General features: G+C 53.1%; 1 protein-coding gene (running past one end of the window). It reads left to right on the top strand.

Annotated features, from left to right (window positions below; translation table 11 throughout):
• A protein-coding gene (locus SH449x_RS07400; protein WP_482380692.1) for a PKD domain-containing protein crosses the window boundary here: on the top strand, positions 1 to 26183 show its 3' portion. Its footprint begins 4291 nt before the window's first position; 26183 of the gene's 30474 nt are visible here — the last part of the coding sequence; its start codon lies off the left edge, out of view; its stop codon occupies positions 26181 to 26183.

Raw genomic sequence — 26183 nt, 5'->3', positions numbered from 1 at the left:
TTCATTTAACTGTCGGTGGAGTCCAAGTCGGCACTCCTCAGTTGATCAGTTTTTCTACGAGCACCGGTAGGATAAATTCACCGGGAAATGGACAAATCACTTTTGCTGGCTTCCAGCCTGCTACGGTGGATAAACCGATCGATATTCATTTCGACTTGAGCGAAGCGACACGACGCAACGATCAATTCAAGGCTGGCTGGACCACTTGGGCCATTGCATCTCAGGCACTCGTCGATACTACGTCCGGCGATGTCAAGCTGCATGTAACCACGCGAGGCGCGGGTTCCACAGGTGATCGCAAGTTTGACTTCAGCGAACAGCTTGCAAATTTTCAAGCAACGACCAAGGGTGATCTAACCGCTGCAGTTTCGGTTGCTGGCTCGCTCGACTTTACCATCAATTGGAATATTGCCGATCAATCAAAATCGTTAGCCCAGACAATTCATCTGCAGTTACACGAATTCAAGGCCGATTTGGATATACTGGTTGATACCATTGATGTGGCCGCCAAGATCAGTCTGTTGGAGGGGCGAATCGTCGACACCGGTACGCAGGCCAACCCTGGTACTCACAATAGCTACATCGTCGCTAATGCTGGAATTGATTTTCAATTCAATAGCGGTGAACCGATCCTCATCGGAAATCTAAGCCAGCTCACCGTAGGCGAAGACTATTCGTTAACGATTACCTGCGATCTGGATGGCGTGCTGTTTTTCGAAACCGCTTTGGCAGGGCAACCGATTCCCGGTGAAATGTGGGTCAGTTTAGGGTTGTATACTGCGAAATTGGTTGCGGATAATGCTCCTGCAGCCATAAGCAATTTCAGCAGTCCAACCAGTTTCAATCTTCTGATCAACGGCACGCAGACGTATTCGATTACTGTCCCAGCCACCGCGACAAGTAATAACACCACGATTATTGATTTAGCAGCCGATTTGAACACAGCCATCGCCACTGCGTTGGCTGGCACAAGCCATGCTGGCAAAGTCGTGGCCGTGGCGATCGGCAACAAGCTTGCGATCGTCGGTCAAGGCAACTCGATCAGCGAACTCAAGGTTCTGGATCAGTCGGGAAGCGGGTTTCATAAGCTTTCGCAACTGGGCTTTACCAGCAATCAGTCGGTGCAGATGCCCGAGTCTTTGGAAGCCAAGGTTAAAGGGACCCTTGCAAACCTCTACGAACAACTGAAGAACTTTGATCCTAAGCAATTTTCAGAGGCAGCGTCGCAATTAGGAAAATGGTTGAGTGGGCTAGGAACCTCAGGAGCGTTCCTTGATCAGCTGCCTCTGGGCGGAGGTTCGTTTGGAAACTATGGCGACTTAGGCAAGGCTCTTGAGTCCGCATTACTCAACAAGCTACAAGAGATCGAATTGCTTGCTGAAGCGGTTCCTGCGTCGGTCAGCAATTTTAGCAACAACACTGTATTTCAGTTGACTGTTGACGATCAGAATTTTACGGTGACAGTGCCGAGTTCCGTGACGGCTAATAACGCCAGTTTGGCGGATCTGGCCAGCGATTTGAGTGCTGCTGTAGCCGCCGCTCTCAGTGGTTCCAATCTCGATGGTTCGATCATCGCGGCCGTTTCCAAAGGTCGCATTGCGCTCCGATCAACGCGTCCGGGAATTCGCTCCTTGCGAGTGAGTACCCCAGAAGGCCAAACATTGCCAGGAGTGGAACGCTTCGGATTTAGCGATGGGCAAAGTGTCGATCAGCTTCGATTGCAAACGCTGCAAGATCTTGAGCGGATGTTCCAGGAAACGTTGGGCACAACTGTATCAGGTTTCGGCCTCGCTTATGATCAAGCAGCTGGTCTGATCACCGCAGATCTGAGTTTCTTCAAGGAGTCATTGCTAGGATCGGTGCCGATAAGCATTGGTGAGGGCTTTGGGTCTCTTGTTGGAATCCAATCGCAAAGCGTCATCGATCTTTGGAGTCGAGCATCTGGAAGCTTTACGTTTGGTATCGATTTGGCTCCGCTTGGCACAGGTTTTTCGCTGACCGATGCAACTCCGCTCCAAACACTACCTACGTGGGGCATGGGTGTTGAACGCGGCATGTTTTCGAACTTAGCCGCGGGCGCGAATGGGCGTATTGGAAAAGACATCGCGTTCCAATTGATTGTCAATCGTGATGCAACCAATTACAGGTACACGATATCGCTGCCCGAGTCTCAAACGAGTGGGAACCAAACTCTAACGGATCTTGCTGCGGATTTGACTGCAGCCCTCAACCAAGCGTTGGCTGGCTCTCCCTTCGCGGGGCAGATCGTTAGTCAGATCATTGATGGACGGTTGGCGCTGTCTCTTTCCGGACCAAACGCTCGCCATATTTCCCTCCTGGAGATGCCGGGAACCAGCAATTCCGACTTGGACCGACTCGGCCTCCGCAACGGCCACGAGTTTGGTCCGCACCTGCACATCGCCGTCGGCAGTGGATATGCCTTTGAAGTGGATCTGCTAGGAGCAACAACGGTTGGGCAAGTTCGCCAGCGGATAATCGATGGCTCGCGACCAACGACTGGTTCAGAACCAACGGTCAGCATTCAAATTGCTGACAGCGGTAAAGGACTAACGCTCCGCGATCTAACCCGTCCAACGACTGAAGCGGAGCTAAGCAGCTACGACCCGGTGCAGCGGTTCAGAGTGACATCAAGCTCTGGCTCGATGGCGGGATTGATTCTTGGGATTCTCGGTGAAGATGATAACGATGATGGGATGATCATTGGACGTCCCCTACATGGGGAGTCGTTGACGCACCGAGTGTTCGTCCAAGATTTCAACGCTAGCATCCTTGTCCAAGCCACTGCAGCAGATATCGATGCTCAAGCAAAATTTGGGTTTGCCGATGTGCAGATTGTCGATGGGAAAGGACAAGCCACCGCACAGCTCAACTTGACCCTCAACGACATCAACAGCGATGGCCGGTTGTACGTCAGTGAAATGCTATCAGCTAGCAGTAATCGTAGCGGTTCAGGCGTGACGCCGCTCAGCGATATCATTGGCAACCCAGAGCTGCAGACCAGCCTGAATCTTGAGTTGCCCATCAAGTTAAATTCCTCGATACCAGGTCTTGCGTTACCTAACAACGCAGCCGTAATTGTCACCTGGAACAATATCCACCAAGGGACTGAACCCAACATCTTTCTGCGAGGTATGGATTCACTGGCTGGATTCCAGAATCTATCGGGAATCGGACTGCATGACGGAGTCGTTATCCGGCAAGCGATCGGCGAAGTTTTAGATTTGAGAACCAATGAGTTCGCCCAGAACGGTGCTGAAACCCTTCTTCCTGAGCTTCAAATCACGTTCCGCGATGGTTCGACTGTCGAAATCGATCTGGATGCGATTGAAAAAAATAGCGTCGGCGTAACGCGTCGTGCCGTTCGCAACTTTGGTGACCTCCGCAATGCCATTAGCACGCAGACTAGCGGTCGAGCTAGTCTTGGTTATAGCCTAGACGGTCGTTCGCTAGTAATTACCGATAGCACGACCGGTAATGGTACGTTCACTATTCAGGCGATTGGGGGCTCTAGTGTACGTGACCAATTGGGCATCACCAACGCACAAGTCGATGGTGTCATCACAGGTGAACCGATCTATCAACCCAGCCTGCTGGACGCACTGCGCCGCGTGGTCGACCTTCTACGTTCGATGGAAGACCTCGACGCGCTCAGTCAGCCGATACCTGGAACATCGACCAGCCTGAAGGATTTGCTTGATTTCGCTGATACGTTGGAAGCGAAACTGGATGATCTTCAGCAAAATCCAGTTGAGTCGCTACAGCAACTCGAATTGGCACTTGAAAATGCGTTGGGAATTCATGCGGATGACTTGGTCTTATCCTACGAAGCCGGTGCGTTAAAGGTTGTCTTCAACTGGGGGCGCCAAACTAGTCAGACACTCAATCTGAATTTCGATTTGGGGGGCAGTCTGGGTTCACTGGTTGATGCCAAGGGAAAGGCCGGTATACAAGCTGAAGCAGGAGCCGCGTTTACGCTGGCTTTAGGAATCGACCTAGCGGACCCGAACAATCTTCGCCCATTCCTCTACACCCGAGACTCTGGGAATGGGCAGAATCTGCTCCAAAAGGGGACGAAGCTGGATATCACCGCAAAGGTCACTACGCCCCAGCCAATCGACATGTCGGCGGCGGTAGGGCCATTGGGAGTTTTCATTAAAGGTGGCTCGGTTATCCTCGATGCGGATGGAGCTGGTCCGTCGCAGGATCCGGCCCGCTTTACCGCTCGGATACGAGACACGTCGGGAACCGGCCGTCGCTACTTGGACGACCTCAATTTCTCGTCGTTGACGACTCAGTTCGTTGGTGCCGCCCATGCCCATTTGCCAACGTTCTTTCCGACAGAAACGGTGTCGGTGGGACCGATTTCGTTCTCAGCACCCAACTTATTAGATCCTGGATCGTTTACAGTCCAGGTTCCAGACTTTACTTCCGCACTCAGCAACTTTAATCCGCTGAATCAATTGGGGGCTTTCCTGGACGGTTGGGATGGAGTGTGGGGCCTGCTAGAAGGGCAACTGCTCAATCAGCTTAAACGTCTAAATTTGCCCGTGATAGGTAACGGTATCAACAGAGCGGCCGATTTTGTTCAGAATATTCGCGATGGACTGAATATTCCCAATATCTCGTCACTTGATGCCGACGGCCTTTTAGCCGCATTGAACTTGCAGTTGACCGAGTATTTGGCCGCACCGATTACGTTGACCTCAGGTAGCGGAAATCAGTTTGTGCAGTTCAACATTTCGATACTCGATACGATATCATTCCCGAATATTCCGATCGACCTTGGTCTACCAGGTTTGGGACTCAAGCTGCCTAACAGCCCGACCGCCACACTCGATGCAACATTCAGCTTCGATGTGGGAATTGGTATTGATAAGGATCGTGGATTTTACATTGCCTTGGATCCACAGCGGGTAAACGATCTCCAAATTGACTTAACCGTTGCGCTTAACGGTGGCAACTTCAGCGGGCAACTCGGCTTCTTAACCCTCGATGTCAACAACCAGAGGACTCAACTTGGTGCGCGACTAGGTTTGGACCTGCAGTCCTCAACTCCAAGGACCTATCTTGGCCAGATTGGCCGCATGTCAGTTCAGCCAACACTCACAGGGTTACTACCAAGTAATAAGTTGGTCGACATCGACTGGACCTTGACTACCAGCTTTGGCGGCAATACCTCACTTCCGCAGATGCGTACCAATTTAGGTCTGGACTGGACGATCAACAGCTTTGCTGACTTCAGCAAAGCTCCGAATGTCAACTTCGGTGCCGTACAGATGAATATCGGCTCCTTCTTGGGAGACTTCCTCAAGCCGATCGTTGATAACGTGAATTCGGTGATCGAACCGGTTCGACCAATCATCAAGGTTCTGACCGATCCATTGCCGGTCATCAGCGACTTGGCCGGACCGATCAACTTGTTGGATATCGCCAGCTTCTTCGGCTACGGTGACTATAACGACTTTATCTATGCTATTCGCGACATTTCGGATCTCGCTGGGCGATTGCAAGGGGTCGGTGGGACCAATTGGGTTAATCTAGGCGAGTTCAAAGTAGATGGCAGTTTGGCACGTTCGTCGCGAGTGGCCGGAAACCTCGCAGCTATTCCCATTGCGACGCAATCACTGACTCAGATTCAAAGCCAGATCTCTACAAATTCACCTGCTCAAGGCGCCGCGTTTAGCAGTTCCGTTGGGTTCACTGGTGGCGGAGGATTCAAGTTCCCAATTCTTGAAAATCCAGCCAGCGCTTTTGGTCTACTACTCGGGAAAGATGTTACGCTATTTGGCTACGACATGCCGGCACTGAAGGCACACTTTGAATACAGTCAGTTCTTCCCGATTTTCGGACCGATTGGTGCCAGAATTACGGGCAGTGTGGGAGCCAGCGTCGACTTTGCATTCGGCTTCGACACGTTCGGCCTGCGCCAATACGCGGCCAGCGGCTATACCGCACCGGGCCTGATTGCCAATGGTTTCTTTATCAGCGATACCGCCAGTGTCGATGGCACCGGCCCTGATGTCCCCGAAATTGTGCTCAGCGGTGCTCTGACGGCTGCCGGCGAATTGAACCTCGGCATCGCTCGCGGTGGTGTCGGTGGTGGGATTTTTGTGGACGTATTCTTCGACCTCAACGATCCCAATGGTGATGGAAAGGTACGCTTCAAGGAGCTGGAGGAGAACTTTGCCTTAGGACCGATTCATATCTTTGACGTGTCAGGAAAGATGTCAGCGAAGCTGTTCGCTTACTATGAAATCGGATTCAAGGTACTCGGCAAATACAAGCGAATTGCTGGCCAGGATTGGCAGTTAGCAGAAGTGGTGTTGCTAGATTACACGTTGCCTAGACCGTCTGCGGCGGGTCCGCCTGCATTCTCGTACATGGATTCTGGAGTATTGAAGTTCCACACAACGGATGGACCGGATCAATTCACGCTCAGTAGCGACGGTAGCCAAATTGTGGTGTTCTCGCAGGGACGCGAAGAGCGACATTCCGGAGTCACCAGCATTTTCTTCGATGGTAAGGGTGGCAACGACCGCTTCACGATGCTCGATGGCATCACCGTCCCTGTCGAGATACACGGGGGTGGCGGCGATGACGTGATCACCACGTCTGATGGTTATGCCGTTGTGTTCGGCGGTGACGGGAACGACATCATCAAGTTGGGGTCAGGCCGTGGCCGGGTAGATGGTGGTGCAGGCAATGACACCATCACAGGTTCTTCGGCAAATGACATTCTCATCGGAGGACTTGGGAACGACATCATCCACGGTGGCGGAGGTAACAATCTGATCATCGGTGGTCCCGCTACGGTTACAGGAGCTTGGGGTGGGAATCCACGCCAAGGGCAGCGTGGTAGTGTTGCCATCACTTTTCTCACTGGTGGAGGAGCAAACAGACTGATTGGCGGCGACGGCGATGACTTGATCTTTGGAGGCGATGGCAACGACTATATCGACGGTGGTCGCGGTGATGATTGGATTGATGGCCGCGCGGGAGATGACGAGATTTACGGCGGCTTTGGCGACGACGTCATCATCGGTGGCCTAGGGCATGACTGGATCGATGGTGGTAACGGCAATGATCTGGTTTTTGGTGATGCCGTCACGTTCTCGGGCAATTGGACCGGTAATCCCAACAGCCCTGGCATTTCCGGTTTGCAGCACTCCGGCGGAGGTAACGACCGGATCTTTGGTGCTCGTGGTAATGATCTCATCTACGCCGGTGGCGGCAACGACTACGTCGATGCTGGTGCCGGCAATGACCGTGTACATGGCATGGACGGCAACGACGAAATTCATCTCGGAGCTGGCAATGACTGGGCCGATGGTGGTATCGGTGATGATCGTATTTTTGGTGGGGGCGGCAGCAACACGATTTACGGCGGTGCTGGCAATGACTTGCTGGTTTCTGGCAGGCACGTGGGCGATTGGGGAGTCGCCGGTGAACACAATATTTTGGTCGGCGGTGACGGCAACGACACGCTCTACGGCGGACGTGGTAACGATGTTTTGATTGGTGATTCGGCTACCTGGACGGGCACTTGGTCAGCTAATCCGAACAATCCTGGAATCCAAATCACTTCCGAATCCAGCAATGGCAACGACACGATCTACGGCGGACCAGGCAGCGATTTCATCCTGGCGGGTTGGGGACGTGATCAGATTTTTGGCGGGATATCAACGACAGGAGGCGGGAATGTCTCGGACAGAAACTTGATTTATGGTGATCGTTGGGACACTGGCGATGGTGACAGTAACGAAGCCCATGCCGATACTATCTACGGTGATATTGGTTCCGACACGATTTATGCCGGCAGCGGCTCCGACACGGTTCACGCCTTATCGGGAAATAACACGATCCATTTAGGGGCAGGTAACAATCTCGCAACCGCTGGGTCTGGCAACGACGTCATCCACGCTGGTAGCGGCAATGACACGATTCATGCTGGCGACGGCGACAACGTCATTACGGTTGCTGGCGGCAATAACCGGATCACTGCTGGATCTGGCAACGACCAAATCCAGACGGGTTCCGGCAACGACTGGATCGACGCTGGTTCGGGAGGAACATTCTTCGTCCCGCAAGTGATCTATACAAGCGGCGGCAATAACACGATCCGAACGGGGCATGGAGTTGATCAAATCACAACCTATGGTGGGAACGATTTGATCTCCGCCGGTGATGGCAACAAAACGATTCATGCGGGTGAGGGCACCAATCGTGTCGAAGTCGGTAATGCCAATGTCACCATTACTACCGGCGCTGGCGACGACACGATCATGGTTGGACACGGCGTGAAAATCATTCATGCTGGCGAAGGAAATAACGTCATTGAAGCAGGGGATGGCGACAGCGAGGTCGTCACTGGCTTTGGTAATGATTCGATCACGACAGGGGCGGGCAACGACCGGATTTTCTCTCCCGGCGGCGACAACGTGATCTATGCCGGAGCCGGAAACGACTTTGTGCAAACGGGCAGCGGCAAAGACCTGATCGTCGGCGGTCCTGGCGACGATATCCTCATTGGCGGGGACGGGGACGATACGATTCGCGGCGGCGGCGGTCGTGACTTGATCATTGGTGGTCGCGGGAACGATATCCTGGATGGTGGTGATGGCGAAGATCTAGTTTGGGGCGGTTTGCCCCCTGAGCAACTACTGGGTTGGGGAATCGGTAACTACACAGCGGTCCCAACGTGGAATCAGATTCAAACCACATTTTCCTGGGTGAACCATTTCAATCCTATGGCCAGCAGCGGCTTTGACGCTTTTGCATGGCAAGGCAACTCGTGGAATCCGGGCCAGTTCGTGCTGCCGCAAGGCTTCGAGGAGGCCGAAGCATTTGCTGCATCGTTGGCTGCAACGTATCCCGTTCAAGGTGTAATTCCGAGCAGACAAAGTTATCAACCGCCGCTCATTACGCCGGCAATCCTTGTTTCAATCAGTTTAGATGGGTCAGCTCACGGCGATGATGGCCGCAATGAGATCTACGGTGGTGACGGCACCGACTGGTTGTTTGGAGGAAACAATGATGATTTCATCGATGGCGAAGAAGGGCATGACTACATCGACGGTGGTGAAGGAGATGACCGTCTGCTAGGTGGCGGTGGTGACGACATTATTCGCGGTGGCAAGGGACATGACATTATCCGTGGTGGAGCGGGAATTGATCAACTTTACGGCGATAGTGGTGATGATTTACTGTTCGGTGACGCGGGAGATGCCACTGGTTCTCAAGTTGGACAACGTCTGTGGGGTGGTGCCGACAATGACACTCTCTATGCCTATGCAGGATATGAAAACGCCGTCGAAAGTCTCCTGTGGGGCGATCACCTGATTGGTGGCAGTGGCGATGACTTGCTGTACGGTAATTTGAGACGCGATATCCTGGACGCACGCGCGGGTGGGAATAATTATCTGCATGGCGATTATTTGAACGGCCCGCTGTATGCCCGCGGCACAAATTCGGCCATGGATGGTGGCGGTGACTGGCTGTTTGGTGGGATCGGTAGCGATCAACTTTTTGGCGGTGGAGGCGACGATTACCTGGATGCTGTCGGTGGCAGCAACTGGCTGGAGGGCTTGTCTGGGAGAAACAACTTACATGCCGGATCTGGTATCGACACTTTCGTGGTCGGGGCAGATAGTCGATACACCAGTTTTGGTGGGGACACTCTCAACACCGGTCCGTTCTTCGACGTGAGTGCATTGCAGTGGGTCACCTCAAACACACGACTCGACCTGGGTTTCAATATGCTGCTGATCGAGGGTGATAAGACCTTTGATGAATCCGGTCGACCAATGTTCCACGACGACATTACGATCCGCGATGAGTTGATTAACGACGGTAATGGAAACGAAGTTCGTCAATTGAGGGTGATTTACAACGCTGCACGTGAGCGCGATGAAACTGGTGATCTGGTCAATCCCGCCGTGCGGTGGGCTGATGGAATCCGCTACGACGGCTCATCCGGACCGGGAGAACCTGGTTTTGTCGTTTCCCTTGATTCAACCATTCAACAATTCCACATTGCGGGGCTGATGGGGGATGACCTCATCCACGCCGACCTAAGTGCCCAATTCGTTGAGGAAATCGAGTCTCAAGCTCTCACCTCGAACGGGTCGGTCACGCAGTGGTTAACCGTGTTAGGCGGTGGACCGGGGAATGACAAGGTCAAAGGTTCTCCAGGCCGTGACCATATTGACGGCGGGCCTGGCAGCGACATTCTTTTTGGATACGCTGGTGACGATCGCATTTATGGCGACTACTTTAACGGCGATCCCTACAACGACTTCAATCAGATTTATGGTGGGGCGGGCAATGATGACTTGATCGGTGGAGCCGGAGGCAACTTGTTATCAGCTTGGTCACGGGATCCACGCAACGGCGGTCAGTTCGGCGTGTTCGTCGATCTTCAGGGAAATCTGCACGACAACGATGGCGGCGGATCATACACTCTTGAAGACACTGGTCTAAACCGGATGCTGGGAAGCACCAGCCATCTGCCGGACTACCTATACGGTGGAACGGGACTGGATTTCCTTTACGGAAATGGCGGTGGTGAACTTAGCGGCTCGCAAAGAGTGCAATTCGACTCGCAATACGGAACAGATAGTATCCCTAGTGGGCTAAGCGGCGACCGATTGTTCACGGCCAAAGGCAACCTGTTTGGACAAGGCGATGCTCCCTACGAGACAAACAATGCCTGGAAGGAATATGCAAAACAGACCGATGCCGTGTGGTACGTCGGTCCCAATGTTGGGTTGAACGACGACGGTAACGAAGTTATCGTCGGATACAATTCCAATACAGCAAATCCTCTGTACGGGCGGCATTGGATTGCAGTCGACGGCGACATCTGGGTTTGGACGAATTTTAGTGCCGTTGGAAAGCATCAGGGCAGCAAGTTGAGTGGTGGAAATGCAACCGATGCTCAACTTGGTGGCCAACAATCCATCACGGACGATGATCAATTCGTCGATTCTCAGGGATTGCGATATGAGTACGATCGTGCAACGGGCCGGTTGCTACGTCGTTCACCACGCCAAACCACTTCGGACGCTCAATCTGCGGCCAATCGCACACTGGACATTGTGGGCACAGTTCTTCCTCCAGAAGGCGACTTCCTGGCCATTCTGATCGACACTCTCGGCGGCAATGATTCCGTGCGAGTCAGGCCAGAGGTACAGAAATCAGTATGGATCGACGCGGGAGCGGGCGATGATGTCGTGGTGATCGAGTCAGATTTCTACGTCCTTCCAGATCGTACCGACCCGATCGCAAATCGCAACTCGGAAGAGCATCCCTTCGACTTCCAGTCTATCGCTCGCGACACATCCATACGAGGTCTGACGATCGATACCAATTCCACGGAGATCGACATTTCTAAGGATATCGATTGGTATCGCTTCACTCTTAATGTTCAACCACGCCCTGGCGATCATCTTACGATTCGAGCGACATCCTTCCGAGAGAGCCAACCGAATTTGCAGATGGCTCTGATCACTGATGACGAGAATCGAACTGTCCTGGCGACGACGGCGAACGCCATAAATCTCGGTACGTTGGACTTAGAGGTTGGGCAATCGTACTTGGTTCGCATCACCAGCAACAAGGCTGCGGAATACTCAATTGACTGGCAGTTTGCGAGTTCGGCTGACAAGCTCGAATCGGGAGCTGCGGCCAACGTCTCGCCAACCTCCGCCTATGTTATTCACTCACCACAGTCGCGAGATTCGTTAATCGACTTGACACTACCCAGTGGGGTTCGCGCTCAGCAGGGTGATTGGTTCCGACTAATGCTACCCTCGAACACTGGAACGATTTCCCTGGATTCCAAGTCCGCTAATGCGGAAGTGACACTCGCCCTTGTGGCCCTGGACGGAACATCTGTACTGTGGAACGGTGTAACGTCTGCGGCAAATCCTAGCCGGACGCTCGATCTCGCCTCTTTGAGTGGTTTCACCGCAGGCGAATACTTCCTGAGAATCACCAGTACTGGTACCGCAAGATACGATCTGCGATTTGATTTACCTGTCGCTTTGTCGGGAACGGGGACGATTGTTGATCCCTTTAAAACCGGACAACTTGGGCTACTGCGGAATTTCCCGTCTACACTTTCACCGGTGGTGCAACCAAGCGGTTCAACTGTTTTCGAAAGGTGGTTTGAATTTACCCTCGACGAACAGGCCACGCTCGGAGAAGGATTAGGGGTAACGGCGTTTAGTGGTGGTAACAATTCGGTTCCGACTACAACAAATCAGCTAACAGTCCAACTGATTAATCAAGCGGGGAAGGTTCTACAAGAGATTAGTACCGCTTCGGATGATCCCACTGCAACCATCGATCTTCTTGGCTTGGCTGCTGGCAACTACCGCGTGAAAGTAGTTGGCGACGGCATGCATGACTTCGAGCTATTTTCGGCAACGGGGCCCAAACGCAGAGTATCCGAATCGATGGGGCGACCTGAGATTCGCAATCTCGGGACGCCTCGGCCTATACGACGAGATGTAATTATCGGCGGAGCGGGCGATGATCGGCTCATGGGAGGTCCTGGCGAGGACTGGATCTTTGGTGGCCCCGGAAACGATGTTCTCTGGGGAGGATATGATAATCAGTCCGAAGACCTTCTGGTCGGAGGCCCAGGTGACAATATTTTCTTAGTCGTCCCTGACTTCCTACCTCTTCAAGACGGACGCCCGGTTGATACGGGCAATAGTGACTTATTCATTGGAGGCGACGGATTCAACCAAGTTTATTTCCTTGGTCATGACTCAACAGGCGATCGAGATTACGTCATGGCAGGATATGATCGCTTCCTGGGTAGGCATAAGATTTCCAATCTGGTCTACAACGCGGGGGCACAACGATTTGCTTATGAAGACGGTGAATGGCTACAGCGTTATAGCTTTTTCCGCACCGAAAACATTGACAGGACCGTAATTGACACGCGAGGTGGCAAAGACGTCATTCGACTCGATCCAGGCCATGTTCTGAATGGGCAAGCGTGGGGAATATCCTCTGGTGATTTGGTTGCTGGTGCTGCCGCGTTCCAGCGAATGTATTTAGTCGGAGGGAGCGGAACTAACCTGATTCTTGGTGGTGCGGGCTCAGAAACCATCGTCGGAACCACCTCAACTTCAGGCAGCGTCGGCGCATTTGTCGCCGGGGGAGGCGGGGACGATTTGATCATTGGCAGTAACCAGCGGGATTGGTTGTTTGGCAACAAATTGGACTTTTCCAACCCGAGCCTCGTCGCGGAAATTGATAATGCATTTATTCGCAACAATACTCCGCTCGATACAAATCCCGCAATAGTCACGGTTGTTCCTTTGGACTATCGAACAAGGGATTCACAGCGATCGGTATTCTATAATCTACCGTTGTTTAACGACTTCGCGCGGCCAAGCAGCACTGCGATCACTGCGGTAGCCAGCGATAATTCGTTCCGTTCCCTGGTGGCACACAATTTAATTGACGGCGATCGCGTTCGCCTCTCGACGAACAATCAATTACCCACATCGATTCCCCAGCTCAATACAAACCTCGTCTACCAAGTGCTGCTACCTGAATCCTCCGATGTAGATCAGAAGACAAAGTTCTACTTGTTCACCCTCGATGGACAACCAGTGCAGCTCCTAAACGCAGGAATTGGCGAGCATCGATTCACCAAAGCGGCTTCGATTCACGCTGGGGTAGATCTTCCTGGCGGACGGGATGACAGTTCCAATATTCTCGAGAATTCGTTTGCGCTCGAAGGCCTCGCCGATGGTGATCAACTCAAAAGCATCGAAGCGATCGGAAATTTCCGCGGCAATGGAATCACGGATTTTGTCGTTACCACACATTTCGGCGACAACTATTTGTTGCTTGGACCTGTGGATCCTGCGACTCTATCACGTATCGAGTCGTGGCAACGATCCGATAGCCGACATGTATTGATGCGTGGTGACCAATGGAGTCACGAGTGGAAGTTCGACAATCAGAATGACTTCCTTGCGCAGAAGGATTCTTTCCGTGTGCAAGGCCGAGCCGATGTGATTATCGATGCAAGTCTTGGACGTTTCGTTGGCTCTGGAAGACTGTTGAATTCGGTAAACGTCGACGGCCAACAAGCCGTCGATCTAGTCTTTTTGAAAGATACGGACGAGAGTAATCCAGCGAGTGGCTATTTTGAGATCCGAATCGTCAAGGGCGGCCAAATCAATGAACGTAAAATTGAGTCGCACAATCGATTGATTCAAGTTGCCAAAAGCAATTTCGCAGGAACGATAAACGATCTACAGATCGCGATATTGGATTGGACAGGGGATTCCGATAATAAACCCGCTGATGGCAAAGATGAGTTGTTTATCTTCCGGCGTGCGTCCGCTTCAGAGAATGGAATTGCTACTTCAACCATTGGATACGTTTTCAATGGTGCTGATCTTGCCTCCGCAAGCACAGATCTGTCCCAAGCCCACGCGTATCAACGGTTTGGAACGGACTTAACCAATAGACTGGATCTTACCAACCCAATCGGCCAAGGTGCTCCAATTCCGACGAGCAGCAGACTTGTAGTGACATCGATTGGCGATGTGAATAACGACGGATTTGAAGATTTATTGATTGGCGATGCCAACTACGCAGTTTACGGATTGATGCCAGACGGGCAGGTTGATCAAACCAAAAGCTTTGGACGGGTCTACTTGATGCTTGGCGGCCCGACAACAACCAACTCAACGCTTCAGCCGATATTGTCCGGCGCCTTAGGCACTGCGCAGCAACCCCATAATTTAACTGGTGTGGCAAATGCTGTGTGGCAGGGAAGAGGGCTTGGGTCGACTGTGTTTGCGACAGGCGACGTGAATCAAGATGGCTATGCGGATTTTGGTTTTGTACGAGGTATCGAGTTGTCGGCGAACGACAGCAATACCATTGAAGGAGGAGCCAACAATAGTATCGGTTCGGTATTTGTTTTGGGTGGTTCAGCAGAGTACGTCCGCGGAACGGAGGCCTTGAATAACAATGTATTTAACCCGACTCAAGGACGTGTGAACCGGCGGAACGTAGTCCTGGCCAGCGTCTCGGATACGCCTCTGGTTACGCCGAGTCCAACTTCGGTATTGAGAAACCTTCAAGTCACGACCGGCAATTTCGACGGCGACCGAGATAGCGACCTTGCAATCTCAGATCTCGATTCGCGCACCGTCTATCTTTATTATGGCTCCGACCAGCGTTCGCAATTAGACAAGCCACTTTTCGGAAGTATCAATGCCGAGAGTTCCTTGATCAACATGGATGCATATAGCGGGTATCTCACCGGTGAGACCAATTCGCCAAACGATTCATTCGGATACCTCACACGGACACCCTGGCTCGACCTGAATGGAGATGGGATCAGCGACCTAATCGTCGGTGCACCGGGTGCAGATATTACCACGGCAAGCATTTCTGCCAATTCAGATGCCGGACGGATCTACGTAGTATACGGTTCGGGGCGCGGCTCCAGTTTTACTCCGAATCCTAATGAGCAGGTACTAACCAACCGACAAATTCCGCGCGGAGGGTCGTTTCTCGTAGAACGCCCGGATGGGCAACCGTTCCAATACTTCGGCGAGCCGTCAACGGAACTCGGATTGAACGAGACGGAGAAGTGGTTTTCGTTCAGCTTGCTGGGTGATGGTCAAATTGGAGATTATGTAAAGCTTCGTCTTGAAGGGGTGGGAAATTCTCAGCCAATTAGCCGTCCCCAAGGTTCAAGATTTTACTCAACAGATCATCATGAGGCGTCCATTCGACTTCGGGCTGATGAGCGTGAATTAGATCCTTATCAGAACCGAATCGTACGAACCATTGGGGCCTTCACCCCTGGCCAGGGCTTGGTAGCTTCTCCTAATCTAAATGGGAACTGGCAACTGGGCGGAACAACGGATAACGGGCAACTCCTCATTGAAGTTGACCTATCGAATCTGATCGGTTTACTTGAAAACACGGCAGTTATCGAAACCGCAGTTTTGAATTTGCCATATATTCATGGTGGCGTTGGCAATAATGGTCGCGTACGAGTTGAAGTGCTCGACCAAGAGGGAACCGAATTTGTACGACTGACCGACGTTGCTCCTCAAGATACGATTCTTGGAAATTCGGTCGCACTGGATGCACGTCGTTTTCGACCACTTCCCCAATTGCCCAACGGAGTCACGCCACATAACGAAATCTCTGGAACATTTGCTGCCAACGGGGCATCGCCGAAACTCGAGTTCAACCTAATCCAGGAAATTCGAGATGCTCTGTCCGTTGGCAAGACGCGGCTGACTCTGCGAGTCACCTCGAATGTGCCAACTCCACTCCAGGTCAATCCATCTAGTTGGAGGTTCGACCTGCAGACCGCTCCGCGAAACGGAGTCGTGGCTGATTTGCTCGATGCCAATGGTCGATTGATCGCGGGCGGTGCTCATGCACAGTCGATAATTGACCTAAGGTCCGTCCCGGCAGGAAAATACCATCTGCGAGTTTATGATCCATTCGCAGAATCATCCCACTGGCTGTATGCCGGCGACCAATACATTCCTGAAATAAACCGCGGCGTGTTGCCGTTTGTTGTTGAGATTGAAGCACCCAAGGTTGGCGAAGCCGACCCACTGACCGATCGCGATGAAATCCGTGGCTTCCTGGGGAACAATGTAATCGGGGGTGGTGCCTCTTACGATCGACTGTTCGGAGGCTCGGGGATCAATACTTTTATTGCCGAATCGCTGGAGGTTAGGGATTTGAAGCTAGATATCGATTCTCGAACGGATGTGTCGCCAGACGATCGTGGCGATCGAGTGCCTTGGCCCGACGATTTTGTGATTACCACTTTTGCAGATCCTATTTTAGAATTAGCCGTAGCCCGACAGTTGGGATTGGTCGCTCCCACGCCGGACGGACTCCCACGCCAGATTCGTCCGTTGCTCGCTAGTGATTTGACTTCATTGGTTGAACTGAATGCGAATCTCCGCGCTCTGGGACGACTGGACGACAACCCGCTGACTCCATACAACACCCTTACTTCCTTGGCGGGCCTCGAATACGCGACGAATCTGGAGTACCTCTCGCTGGCGGGGCAGGCGATAACCAGTTTGTCCACCATCGAGCCGGGCATCCGCCTGGGGCGTGAGCAACAGAAAGAACTCGGGCTGCGCAGTCTGCGATTCATTGACCTGGACGGCAATCCATTGCAAGCGGGCTCGAACGAGGCCTACCCACCGATGCCGATGGGTCCGCTGGATGTGCTGGGGCGGTTAAGTCGCCTGGAATATGTCAGCATCGACAATCTCACCGGCGGCTCTGATCCGTCGACTTGGTACGATCTGCTCTTCACGAAAGAATTGTCGCAGTTGCGTTGGTTGAGCGCGCGGGGCAATCAACTGACAACAGAGCAGGATCTGTTCCTCAGCTCATCGTCGACGGGCGCGTTCCAGCCGTTCGGCTGGTATACGCTGGATGAGAAGTCAGGCAATTATGCAGTGAACAGCGTCACAAGCAGCATTGCGGCACCTGCGGGCATTATCTATGGCGGAGTCACTTCAGTAGACTCTTCGTCGCCAGCACCTGGCAGCAACGGTGATAATCGAGCTGCTTACCAATTCAATCCATCGACCAACGCTCATGTGGCCATTCCGCTGCGGAGCGGTGACAATCGCTGGGGAGTTGGCACGGAGAGCTTTGCGGTTTCGTTCTGGTTCAAAACATCAGTCGCCACCGGCGGTTTGTTCTCCTTCACGTCGACTGGGGAAAACCCAGTGGCGGGCAACGATGGGCTGAACGTTTTCTTGCATAACGGTGCGGTCAAGGCGCAGTACAACAACGAAGCGCCGGTCTCGACTGCAACGGGGAACTTCAACGACGACCAGTGGCATCATGTGCTCTATTCGTTTACCGACAATCCGACGGGTAACGATGCGCATCGGTTGTACGTCAATGGCCAGTTGGTAGGCTCGAACACGACTCTAGGCAGCCGGCAGGCCAACCTGCTGTTCGGGCAGCTTGGTTATTCGAAAGCCGCTGTCAGAGCGACCGGTAACACGGCAGCCAACGGCTGGTTTAATGGCCAGATGGATGAAGTCCGCATCTACCGTGGCAACGCAAATCTACCAGATAATCAGGTCAAGATCCTGGCCGAACGCGAGTGGGCGGCACGTGCTGGCGTAGCCGCCTTGGCGGACAAGCAGTTCCTGCGTGTATTGGACCTCTTCGAAAATCAGATCGCTGACATCACGGCGCTTTCGACGCTCGACCGGCTCGAGTGGCTCGACCTGACCCACAACCGTGTCAGCAACATCAATCCACTGCTTGGACAGTGGATTGTAAATAACCACGACACTGGGTATAGCGAAATTGGCCTTTGGACGGGAGACAAGCATCCTGGAAGTTTCGAAGGTGACTATCGCATCGTTGCCAGTTCCTCCGGTGAGGCTGCGGCGGTTTACGAATTCACCAACCTGCCAACCGGTGAATATGAAGTCTTGGTCACATGGCCAGCCCATGCCAGTCGCACCACGCAAGCGGAGTGGTCCGTGCAGGGATCGCGGCGCGAGTTGGTGAATGGCCAGTACGTATGGGTTGCTGACCAAGCTGAATATCAGCGCAATCAACAACTACCCCCGGCCAGCACCAGCTTTGGTGGTGTTGCCTGGGAGAGCCTCGGCAAGGTCACAATTGGCCCGGATGGCCGCGCCTCGGTGGCTTTGACAGATCAAGACGGCGATTTATTGCTTGGCAACTTGGCTGCGGATTCCGTGCGGTTGGTACGGGCCGTATTGCCAAATTTGCAGGTGTTAGACATCGATCGCAATCCGCTTGATTCGGCTGCTCATTTATTTGCCCTCACCGGTCTACAGAGCGATCGACCGGGTGGACATGCGGCGATCGTAAATGACACCGAAACAAGTTTGATTGAGGGGGTGTGGACTGTTAGTAATACGCACGACCCAATTATTGGGCCGATTCAGCACAGAACCTTTAATGACAGTGTCTTTTTGACAACTGTATCTAATGCAACCTCCGCGAATATGGAGATCCTTAAGACATATGTTGAATTGAACCCTGGTAGCAATGGTTCGGGCCGAACCATTGTCATGCTGCCATATTCCAATCGTGTTGAAATCAAGGTGGCTGCTTACCAAGCCAACATGGATTCAAATCCAGGGTGGACATTGACCGGTGGCAGCACGGGATGGAACTATGGAATTCCACAAGGTCGCGGCGCAAATACTGATGGAATCGGCGCAGACCCGAGGAGCGGAGCCACCGGCAATAGCGTAATTGGCTTTAATTTGAATGGTGCCTACGCAGACAACTTAAGTCGCTTCTATGCAACCACGCCCAGTTTCAACATCGCCGGTTTAACCAATCTCGAACTTTCGTTCCAAAGGTGGTTGAATATAGAATCAGCAGCTTGGGATAAAGCGGGGATCGAGTACTCTGTAAACGGTGGAACCTGGAGCACTTTGTGGGTGCACTCTGGAGGTGCTATTCTCGACGACCGATGGCAGCATATGCAATATAGCATACCCGTTACCGGCAATACCCTTCAGCTTCGTTGGTACCTAGGCGAGACCGACAGTTCCGTAAACTATGGTGGATGGAACATCGACGACGTGCTGGTTATGGGCAGTCAAGCTGGTCAATTCCAAGGAAGCACATCCGGCGGGGTGTTCTATGGAACACCATTCCGATATGCGAACGAAGGTGGTGTTTCGACGATGTATGTCCAAGGCGACCTAAACGTCGGCGCGGACATAGTTCGCATCATGGGAACTAATCGGCTGTCCGTGATCGCGGGGGGGAATACCTATGTCAATCCAGGTGCACAGTTTATTGCATCATCCGTGGCTTCTACTGGCTTTGTGGGCGGAGCGTCGGCCAGCACGCCCGGCGGCGGGGGAGGCTTTGGATTGGGCGGCTCCGCACAATTTGGAGGGCGTTCCGGGGGTGCGGGTGGATCGGGGCCTAGAAACACGAAAGGCATTGACTGGGTTCGATGTCAGCCTGCATCGGGCTATGCATATACAAATGCAAATCAAGTTTGCCAAGACAATAGTCAACAATCTATTATTGGCAGTAATCCTCGAACCGCAACCACTTTTGGGCTTCAGGGACAGACGGGGGATCAATTTGGACTGGAACAGTTGGCCTGGTTCAAGCCGCCACAGACCGGCAATTATACATTTTCCGTGCATTCCGATGATGGCGGGACTCTTACAGTATCTGGAGTGACGATTGGCAACGGGACCGCTCCACATAATACCTCTGGAACGGTTTCCCTTAGCAGTAGTACTTATTACGCAATTACAGTTAGATATTTCGAAGCTACTGGATTTGAACGACTAGATGTTCGAGTGTCCGGCCCCGGGATCTCATCGACCCCGGTGTCAATCCCGAACCAATACCTTTGGAGAAACGGTCGCAATTTTGCTACTGGCTTCAGTACGGGTACCGGCAATAATGGCAGTCCTGGAACTGTTGGCCAAAGTGGCAACGGTGGTGGGCTGGGTAGCAATGGAGTTTCTGGCAACACAGGTGGCGCAGGATCGGGTAACTCAACCGGTGCAGGCGCTGCAGGTGCAGGAGGGGCACGCGGCCAAAACTCTGGTACTGAAACATTTGGAAGCGGTGGAACCGCCGGTGCTTCCGGCAGCGGCGGGACTGGTGGTAGCCGTAATAATGTGTCTGGAAGTATTCAAGCCAATCCCACAACGCCGAATAAGCCCAGCAAGGCTGGTGACGGATCAAATGGAAAAGTGGGCGGTAATGCGTCGACAACTTTACCTGGAGCAGGACTCAATCCTGGCAATTCCGCGGACATATTTTTATTGACCGGTGGTGGCAGTGGTGGCGCGGGAGGTGGTGGCGGCGGCGGTATGGGCGGGGGTGGCGGCGGAAGTGGCGGCGGCGGTGGCGGTGGCGGACAAGGCGCCGCTGGAACGGGGCTCTTTGGTGGATCGGGTGGCACCGGAGGAACGGGGGGACACGGCGCGTCCGGTGGTGCTGGCGGTGCTGGCGGTACTGGCGGAAGTGGTGGAGCCGGCGGTGGCGCATTTGAACTCGGCGCACTTGGGGCTTCGACGATTATCGCTAGCTTTCGATCCAGCGGAGGAGATGGTAGTTTCGGGTTAGTAGGACAACCTGGAGTAGGCCCTGGTTCTAGAGGAACTGGCGTTGGCGGTAGCGCTGGCGGTACAAGTGGAACAGGTGGAGCTCAAGGCGCGACCGGTGGTACGGGTGGTGACGGCGGATTCGGAGGAACCGGAGGTGCCGGTGGCTCTGGTGCAGGAGGTGCGGGTGGTGCCGGCGGAACGATTAAGTTATCTGGATCAGTCATTAACACACTTGGCTCTACCGTGAACATTTCGGGCGGGTTAGGTGGGGTGCATGGGTGGTCATCAACGGCACGAGCCGCTTCAGGCGGAGCAGGACGGTTGGTCGTTGTCGGCAACGCTCAATCCGGAACGAGTGGGATGGGAGTCGCGCCTACAGTGAATCCGACTGGTGCCGCACTCAACAACACCATCGTAAGATCGGCCAATCCGTTCACGTTGACGAATACTCCCAATATTCCGAATCTCGTGGGTGGAGCAGAGGCTTACGGTCTACTTCCTCATTCCGCAAACGAGATCTTCTCAGAGCAGTTGATTCTTGGAAATGCACCGGAGAATGTAGCGTTCGCTGCCGTTCGGTTAGATAGCGGCTGGGGTTATAACTACCCTGGCTTCGACATGATCCTTGTGGCGAATCTGTCGCAGATTTCGTGGGATAGTCCTCATTTAGGTATTGGCAACAATCCTCTTACTAACTTGATTGTCGGGGGATGGCAAAACGACGCCCGCTTTGGCGGTAGCGGCGTAGACCAAGTCCTCGCACAGTTCAATCCGGGACAAGTCTATGTGACGCTTGTACCTGAACCTGCGACCCCGTCTGCACCCATTTCCATAACAGTTGGAGCCGATGTCCTTGGAGGTCAAGGCCGAGCTACCACGATCAGTTTAATGCGAAACGATGTCGCATATATCACCAACTCTTTGGTCATTCCCGTCACGGCGGCCGATGCTGACGGTGATACCGTTAGTCTTTCGGTTTCGTCAGATGATCCAGCGGTGTTGGCCACCATGTCGGGCTCCAACGTTATCGTGACTCCGCCACCGGGTTATTCGGGGAACGTTTCACTCATTGTGACGGCTACCGATGGTTCAATGACAGCGGGCACGTCTCAAGGTCGTTCTTCCGATCAGCGTTTCACGGTGACTGTCGGGACGGCACTCGTTGAGGGAACACGTTTTGAAGATCTCAATGGCGATGGAACTCGAAACGGTGATGAGCCAACGCTCGAGGGCGCCACGATCTTCGTTGACTTGAACAATGACGGTCAGATGGACAGCGGCGAAATCTTCTTGTCCGATTCGTCAGGACGCTTCGTGATTCCGGGACTCAATCCAGGTCAACAATGGATTCAACCCGTTGGGCCAGCGCCGGGAAGCGGAACGCTTCCAACTAGCCAACAGTTGAATCTGGGCATTGGTGAGATCTACGCGGCAGGTAACATCGGTTCGATGACCTACGTTGATGCTGGCCAAGCGATCGCGGGTTCCGAAGGGTCTCCCGTTCAGTTTAATGGTACGTTGACTCGTCCAGCGAACGCTTCGACTTGGGAGTATCGCTGGTTGGTAGAGGATTCCTTCGGTTCGATTCAGTCCGTAAGTCAATGGACATCGATTTCGATCTCGCTCGCTCAACTTGCTGTTGCGCATGATTTCCTACCCGACGACGACGGACTATACCTTGCGACGCTCGAAATGCGCGGTACCGACAGCAGTGACCAGCCATTTGCATTCGCCGATCGCACCAGTGCTTCCATGGCGATTGCTGGCCCTGCAATCGACCTAGCAGGCGATCGCAATGTGCTCGAAGGCCAAGTTGCGTCTTGGATCGATGTAGTCCGAAATCACACCAACGACATCTGGCGGGTTGAAGTCGATTGGAATGGCGACGGTGTTTACGACCAGTCCTTCGAAGTCATTAATTCCACTGTGAGCCTGGGCTACGCTTGGCAAGAACCTGGCTCCTTGGTTCCTGATTTCCCAGGTGCCTATCGAGTGAGCGTTCGTATCACCGACTTGAGCGATGGCTTGGTGGCTGAGGATTCCATACTCGTCACTGTTCTGCCGACCGATCCGCTGCTGGAGACGCTGGACCTCTCGATTCCAGAAGGCGTTCCCATTGGTGATCGCATCCGCTTCCGCGACGGCAGGGACACCTGGGTGATTGAAGCTGACTACGGCAATGGACACAGAGAAGTGGCAAATGTCATCCCCGATCCGTCAGATCCTTACGGAACGCGACATATTGTGCAACTCGACCACGCCTTCCCGAACGAAGGCAACTACACGATCACCTTGTTCGTGCGCACATCAGTGCATGAAACACCGTTGCAGTATCAAATTCCAGTCAGCGTATCGAATGCCGCACCGGTTTATACAAGCGGGTTGATCGGTCCGGATAGCATTGATGAATCGTTGACTGCCACCTTCAGTATCGCGGCTACTGACGTCGCTGCTGATACGATTACCTATCTGTGGGACCTGAACTACAACGGTACAACGTTCAATCCGACGGTAACTGGCCAGACGATTCAGCATCGCTTCCAGAATGGCGGCCAGTATGTCGTGGCCGTGCAAGCAACCGATGGAACAGACGCTGCGGCAATCGTGACGCGAACGGTCAACGTTTTGAATCATCCACCGCGCATTTCATCAGAGGAACTGCAGACTCAGTGGCTAGAAGGGGACACGCTTTCATTCGACGCCACATTGCTAGTGTCGAGCGGATTAACAGATGTCGTTTCCTACCACTGGGAACTTCTAGACACTGGGGGCGTCCCGGTTGCGGAAGGCCATAGTTCCTTATTCGAGTACTTTGCAGTCAACGATGCTACCTACACACTGCGGCTGACTGCGACGGATGCTGATGGAACATCACAGGAAGAATGGACCATTCATGTTGCGAATGCCCTCCCAGTCGTAACTCTTGCCAGTCCGCAGCAGCTGATTTACGAAGGCGACCACGTTGATTTGGTTGCGTACTTCTTCGATCGAAGTGCAATCGATTTGGCGAACCTTCAGATTGAGTGGCGGATTATATCCGAGGGTGGCTTTGAGCAGGTTCAAACTGGCTCGGACTTCATACCGTTTAATCCTCCGCAACAAGGAACCTACTGGGTAACTGTTACCGCCAGGGATGATTCAGGTATTGTAGTTTCAGATTCTGCAAGCCTGTTGGTGCTCAATAGAGATCCTGTAGTACAAGTATCTTCAATAACGCTGCCTCTACATCCAGCCAACGTGCCCGTGCGATTCAGCGGAATCTTTTCTGATCCAGGAGTCCTTGATCAGCACACAGCGACGAGTAGCATCAATCCGACGTTACCGATCAATTTGACCAATGGTTCCTTTGAGTTCGAGTATTTGTTCCCTGGCCCTGGTACCTACACGATCCAGTTTCAAGTTCGCGACCTAGATGGTGGTGTTGGTATTCAAGAAGTTTTGGTCACGCTTGGTGAGGCAGACTTGGAGGCACCGTCTGTCACTCTAGACAATGATCCAACGGTTGCAGAACCCTGGTTTGTCAACTTGGTCAACGATGGCAGCATGTTCGTAGTTAATACGAACCGACCACAACTAACGGGCACCATCGCTGACAACAGGGACACGGACCCCATTGTGGAAGTGTTGGTTGGCGATCGTTTGATGTTGGCCAATAATTTGGGAGATGGCACGTGGGAGTTACCGGACGAGTATTTCACTCACCAACCGTTAGCCTCAGGCATCTACGACCTCCGCGTCAACGCGAGGGATTTAGCGGGCAATGTTGGCCGCACGGATCGCTTCAGTTTGTTCGTCAATCTACACGAGCCGACCGGTATCGTGTTGGATGCAGAAATCGTATACGAGGACAATCAGGTTCAGCTGGTAGATCGACTCTTTGGACGATTACGAACAGAGGACTTGGACCTCGATGACGAATTCCAATACGAACTCTTTGATGGCGACGATCCCCTGGATAACCAAAAATTCCGAATTATCAACGATGAGATATTCCTCAGAGCGGGTGAACGACTGGACTACGAGACCATCCCTGAGTATTCCGTTCGCGTTCGTTCGCGGGATTTGGCTGGTAACGAAGTGGATCAAGTATTTGCACTTAGCGTCATCGATGTGGAAGAAGCCGTCGCCATAAATGTCAACGAAACAAGTGTCACAGGGAACGTGCTCTCCGTCCTTACAAACTCGGGAACATGGGAGGCAGCCAATCCAGATGGTTTAGTTTTAGAAGCATCGATTGGCGAAGTCATTAAGCATGCCGATGGCACTTGGACGTGGTCTTATACACCGACTAGCAGGCTTGATGATGTGAATGTGGTGATCACGGCCACAACGATAGAAGCTTCGGCCACGGTCACGTTTAATATTGATGTGTTAGTAGCGGTAGCCCGCAGCGCGGTGTATTATAAAGGCTCGGCTTTTGCGCAAGGAGGAAATATTGAGGCTGCGCTTTCGACCGCAACCGGATCTAAGCAAATGCTTAGGGCAACGAATACCGCGCAGGTTACGACTTTCGCGAATGTTATCAACTACTCTCGAGGGATCAATGGTTTGGTATTTGATGTCGCAGGATTGGCGAGTACCAATCTGAGCTTGAGTGATTTTCAATTCCGGGTTGGCAAGACCGGCGATCCTGGTGCGTGGGCCGCGGCACCGGAACCGACATTGATTCATGTTACCCCAGGCACGGAGACCACTCCAGCGCGTGTGCGGATCGAGTGGGAGGACAACGCGATTATGAACACCTGGCTGCAGATTGTGGTCCGGGCCAACGAGCAGACGGGGTTGAATCGTCCTGAAGTCTTCTACCTAGGTCATGCCGACGGAGAGGTTAACGGGGACGGCCCCAACATGCGGGTTACTAACGCGGATGTGCTGGCTGTACGGCAGGCGGTTTCCAGCTCGTTAGTATCGATTGATGATGTCCGGGATGTCAACAAGGATCGCCGCGTGACCAACGCTGATGTACTATATGTCCGGCAGAGAGTTAGTAGTGCCGTGGTCCTCAGTTACATCACCATCCCCCCCAAGGGGGATTGA

This window comes from Brakhagea baltica, assembly GCF_052161605.1.
Taxonomy (GTDB): Bacteria; Planctomycetota; Planctomycetia; order Pirellulales; family Pirellulaceae; genus JBKCUI01.
This window is presented reverse-complemented; position numbering and strand designations above follow the sequence as displayed.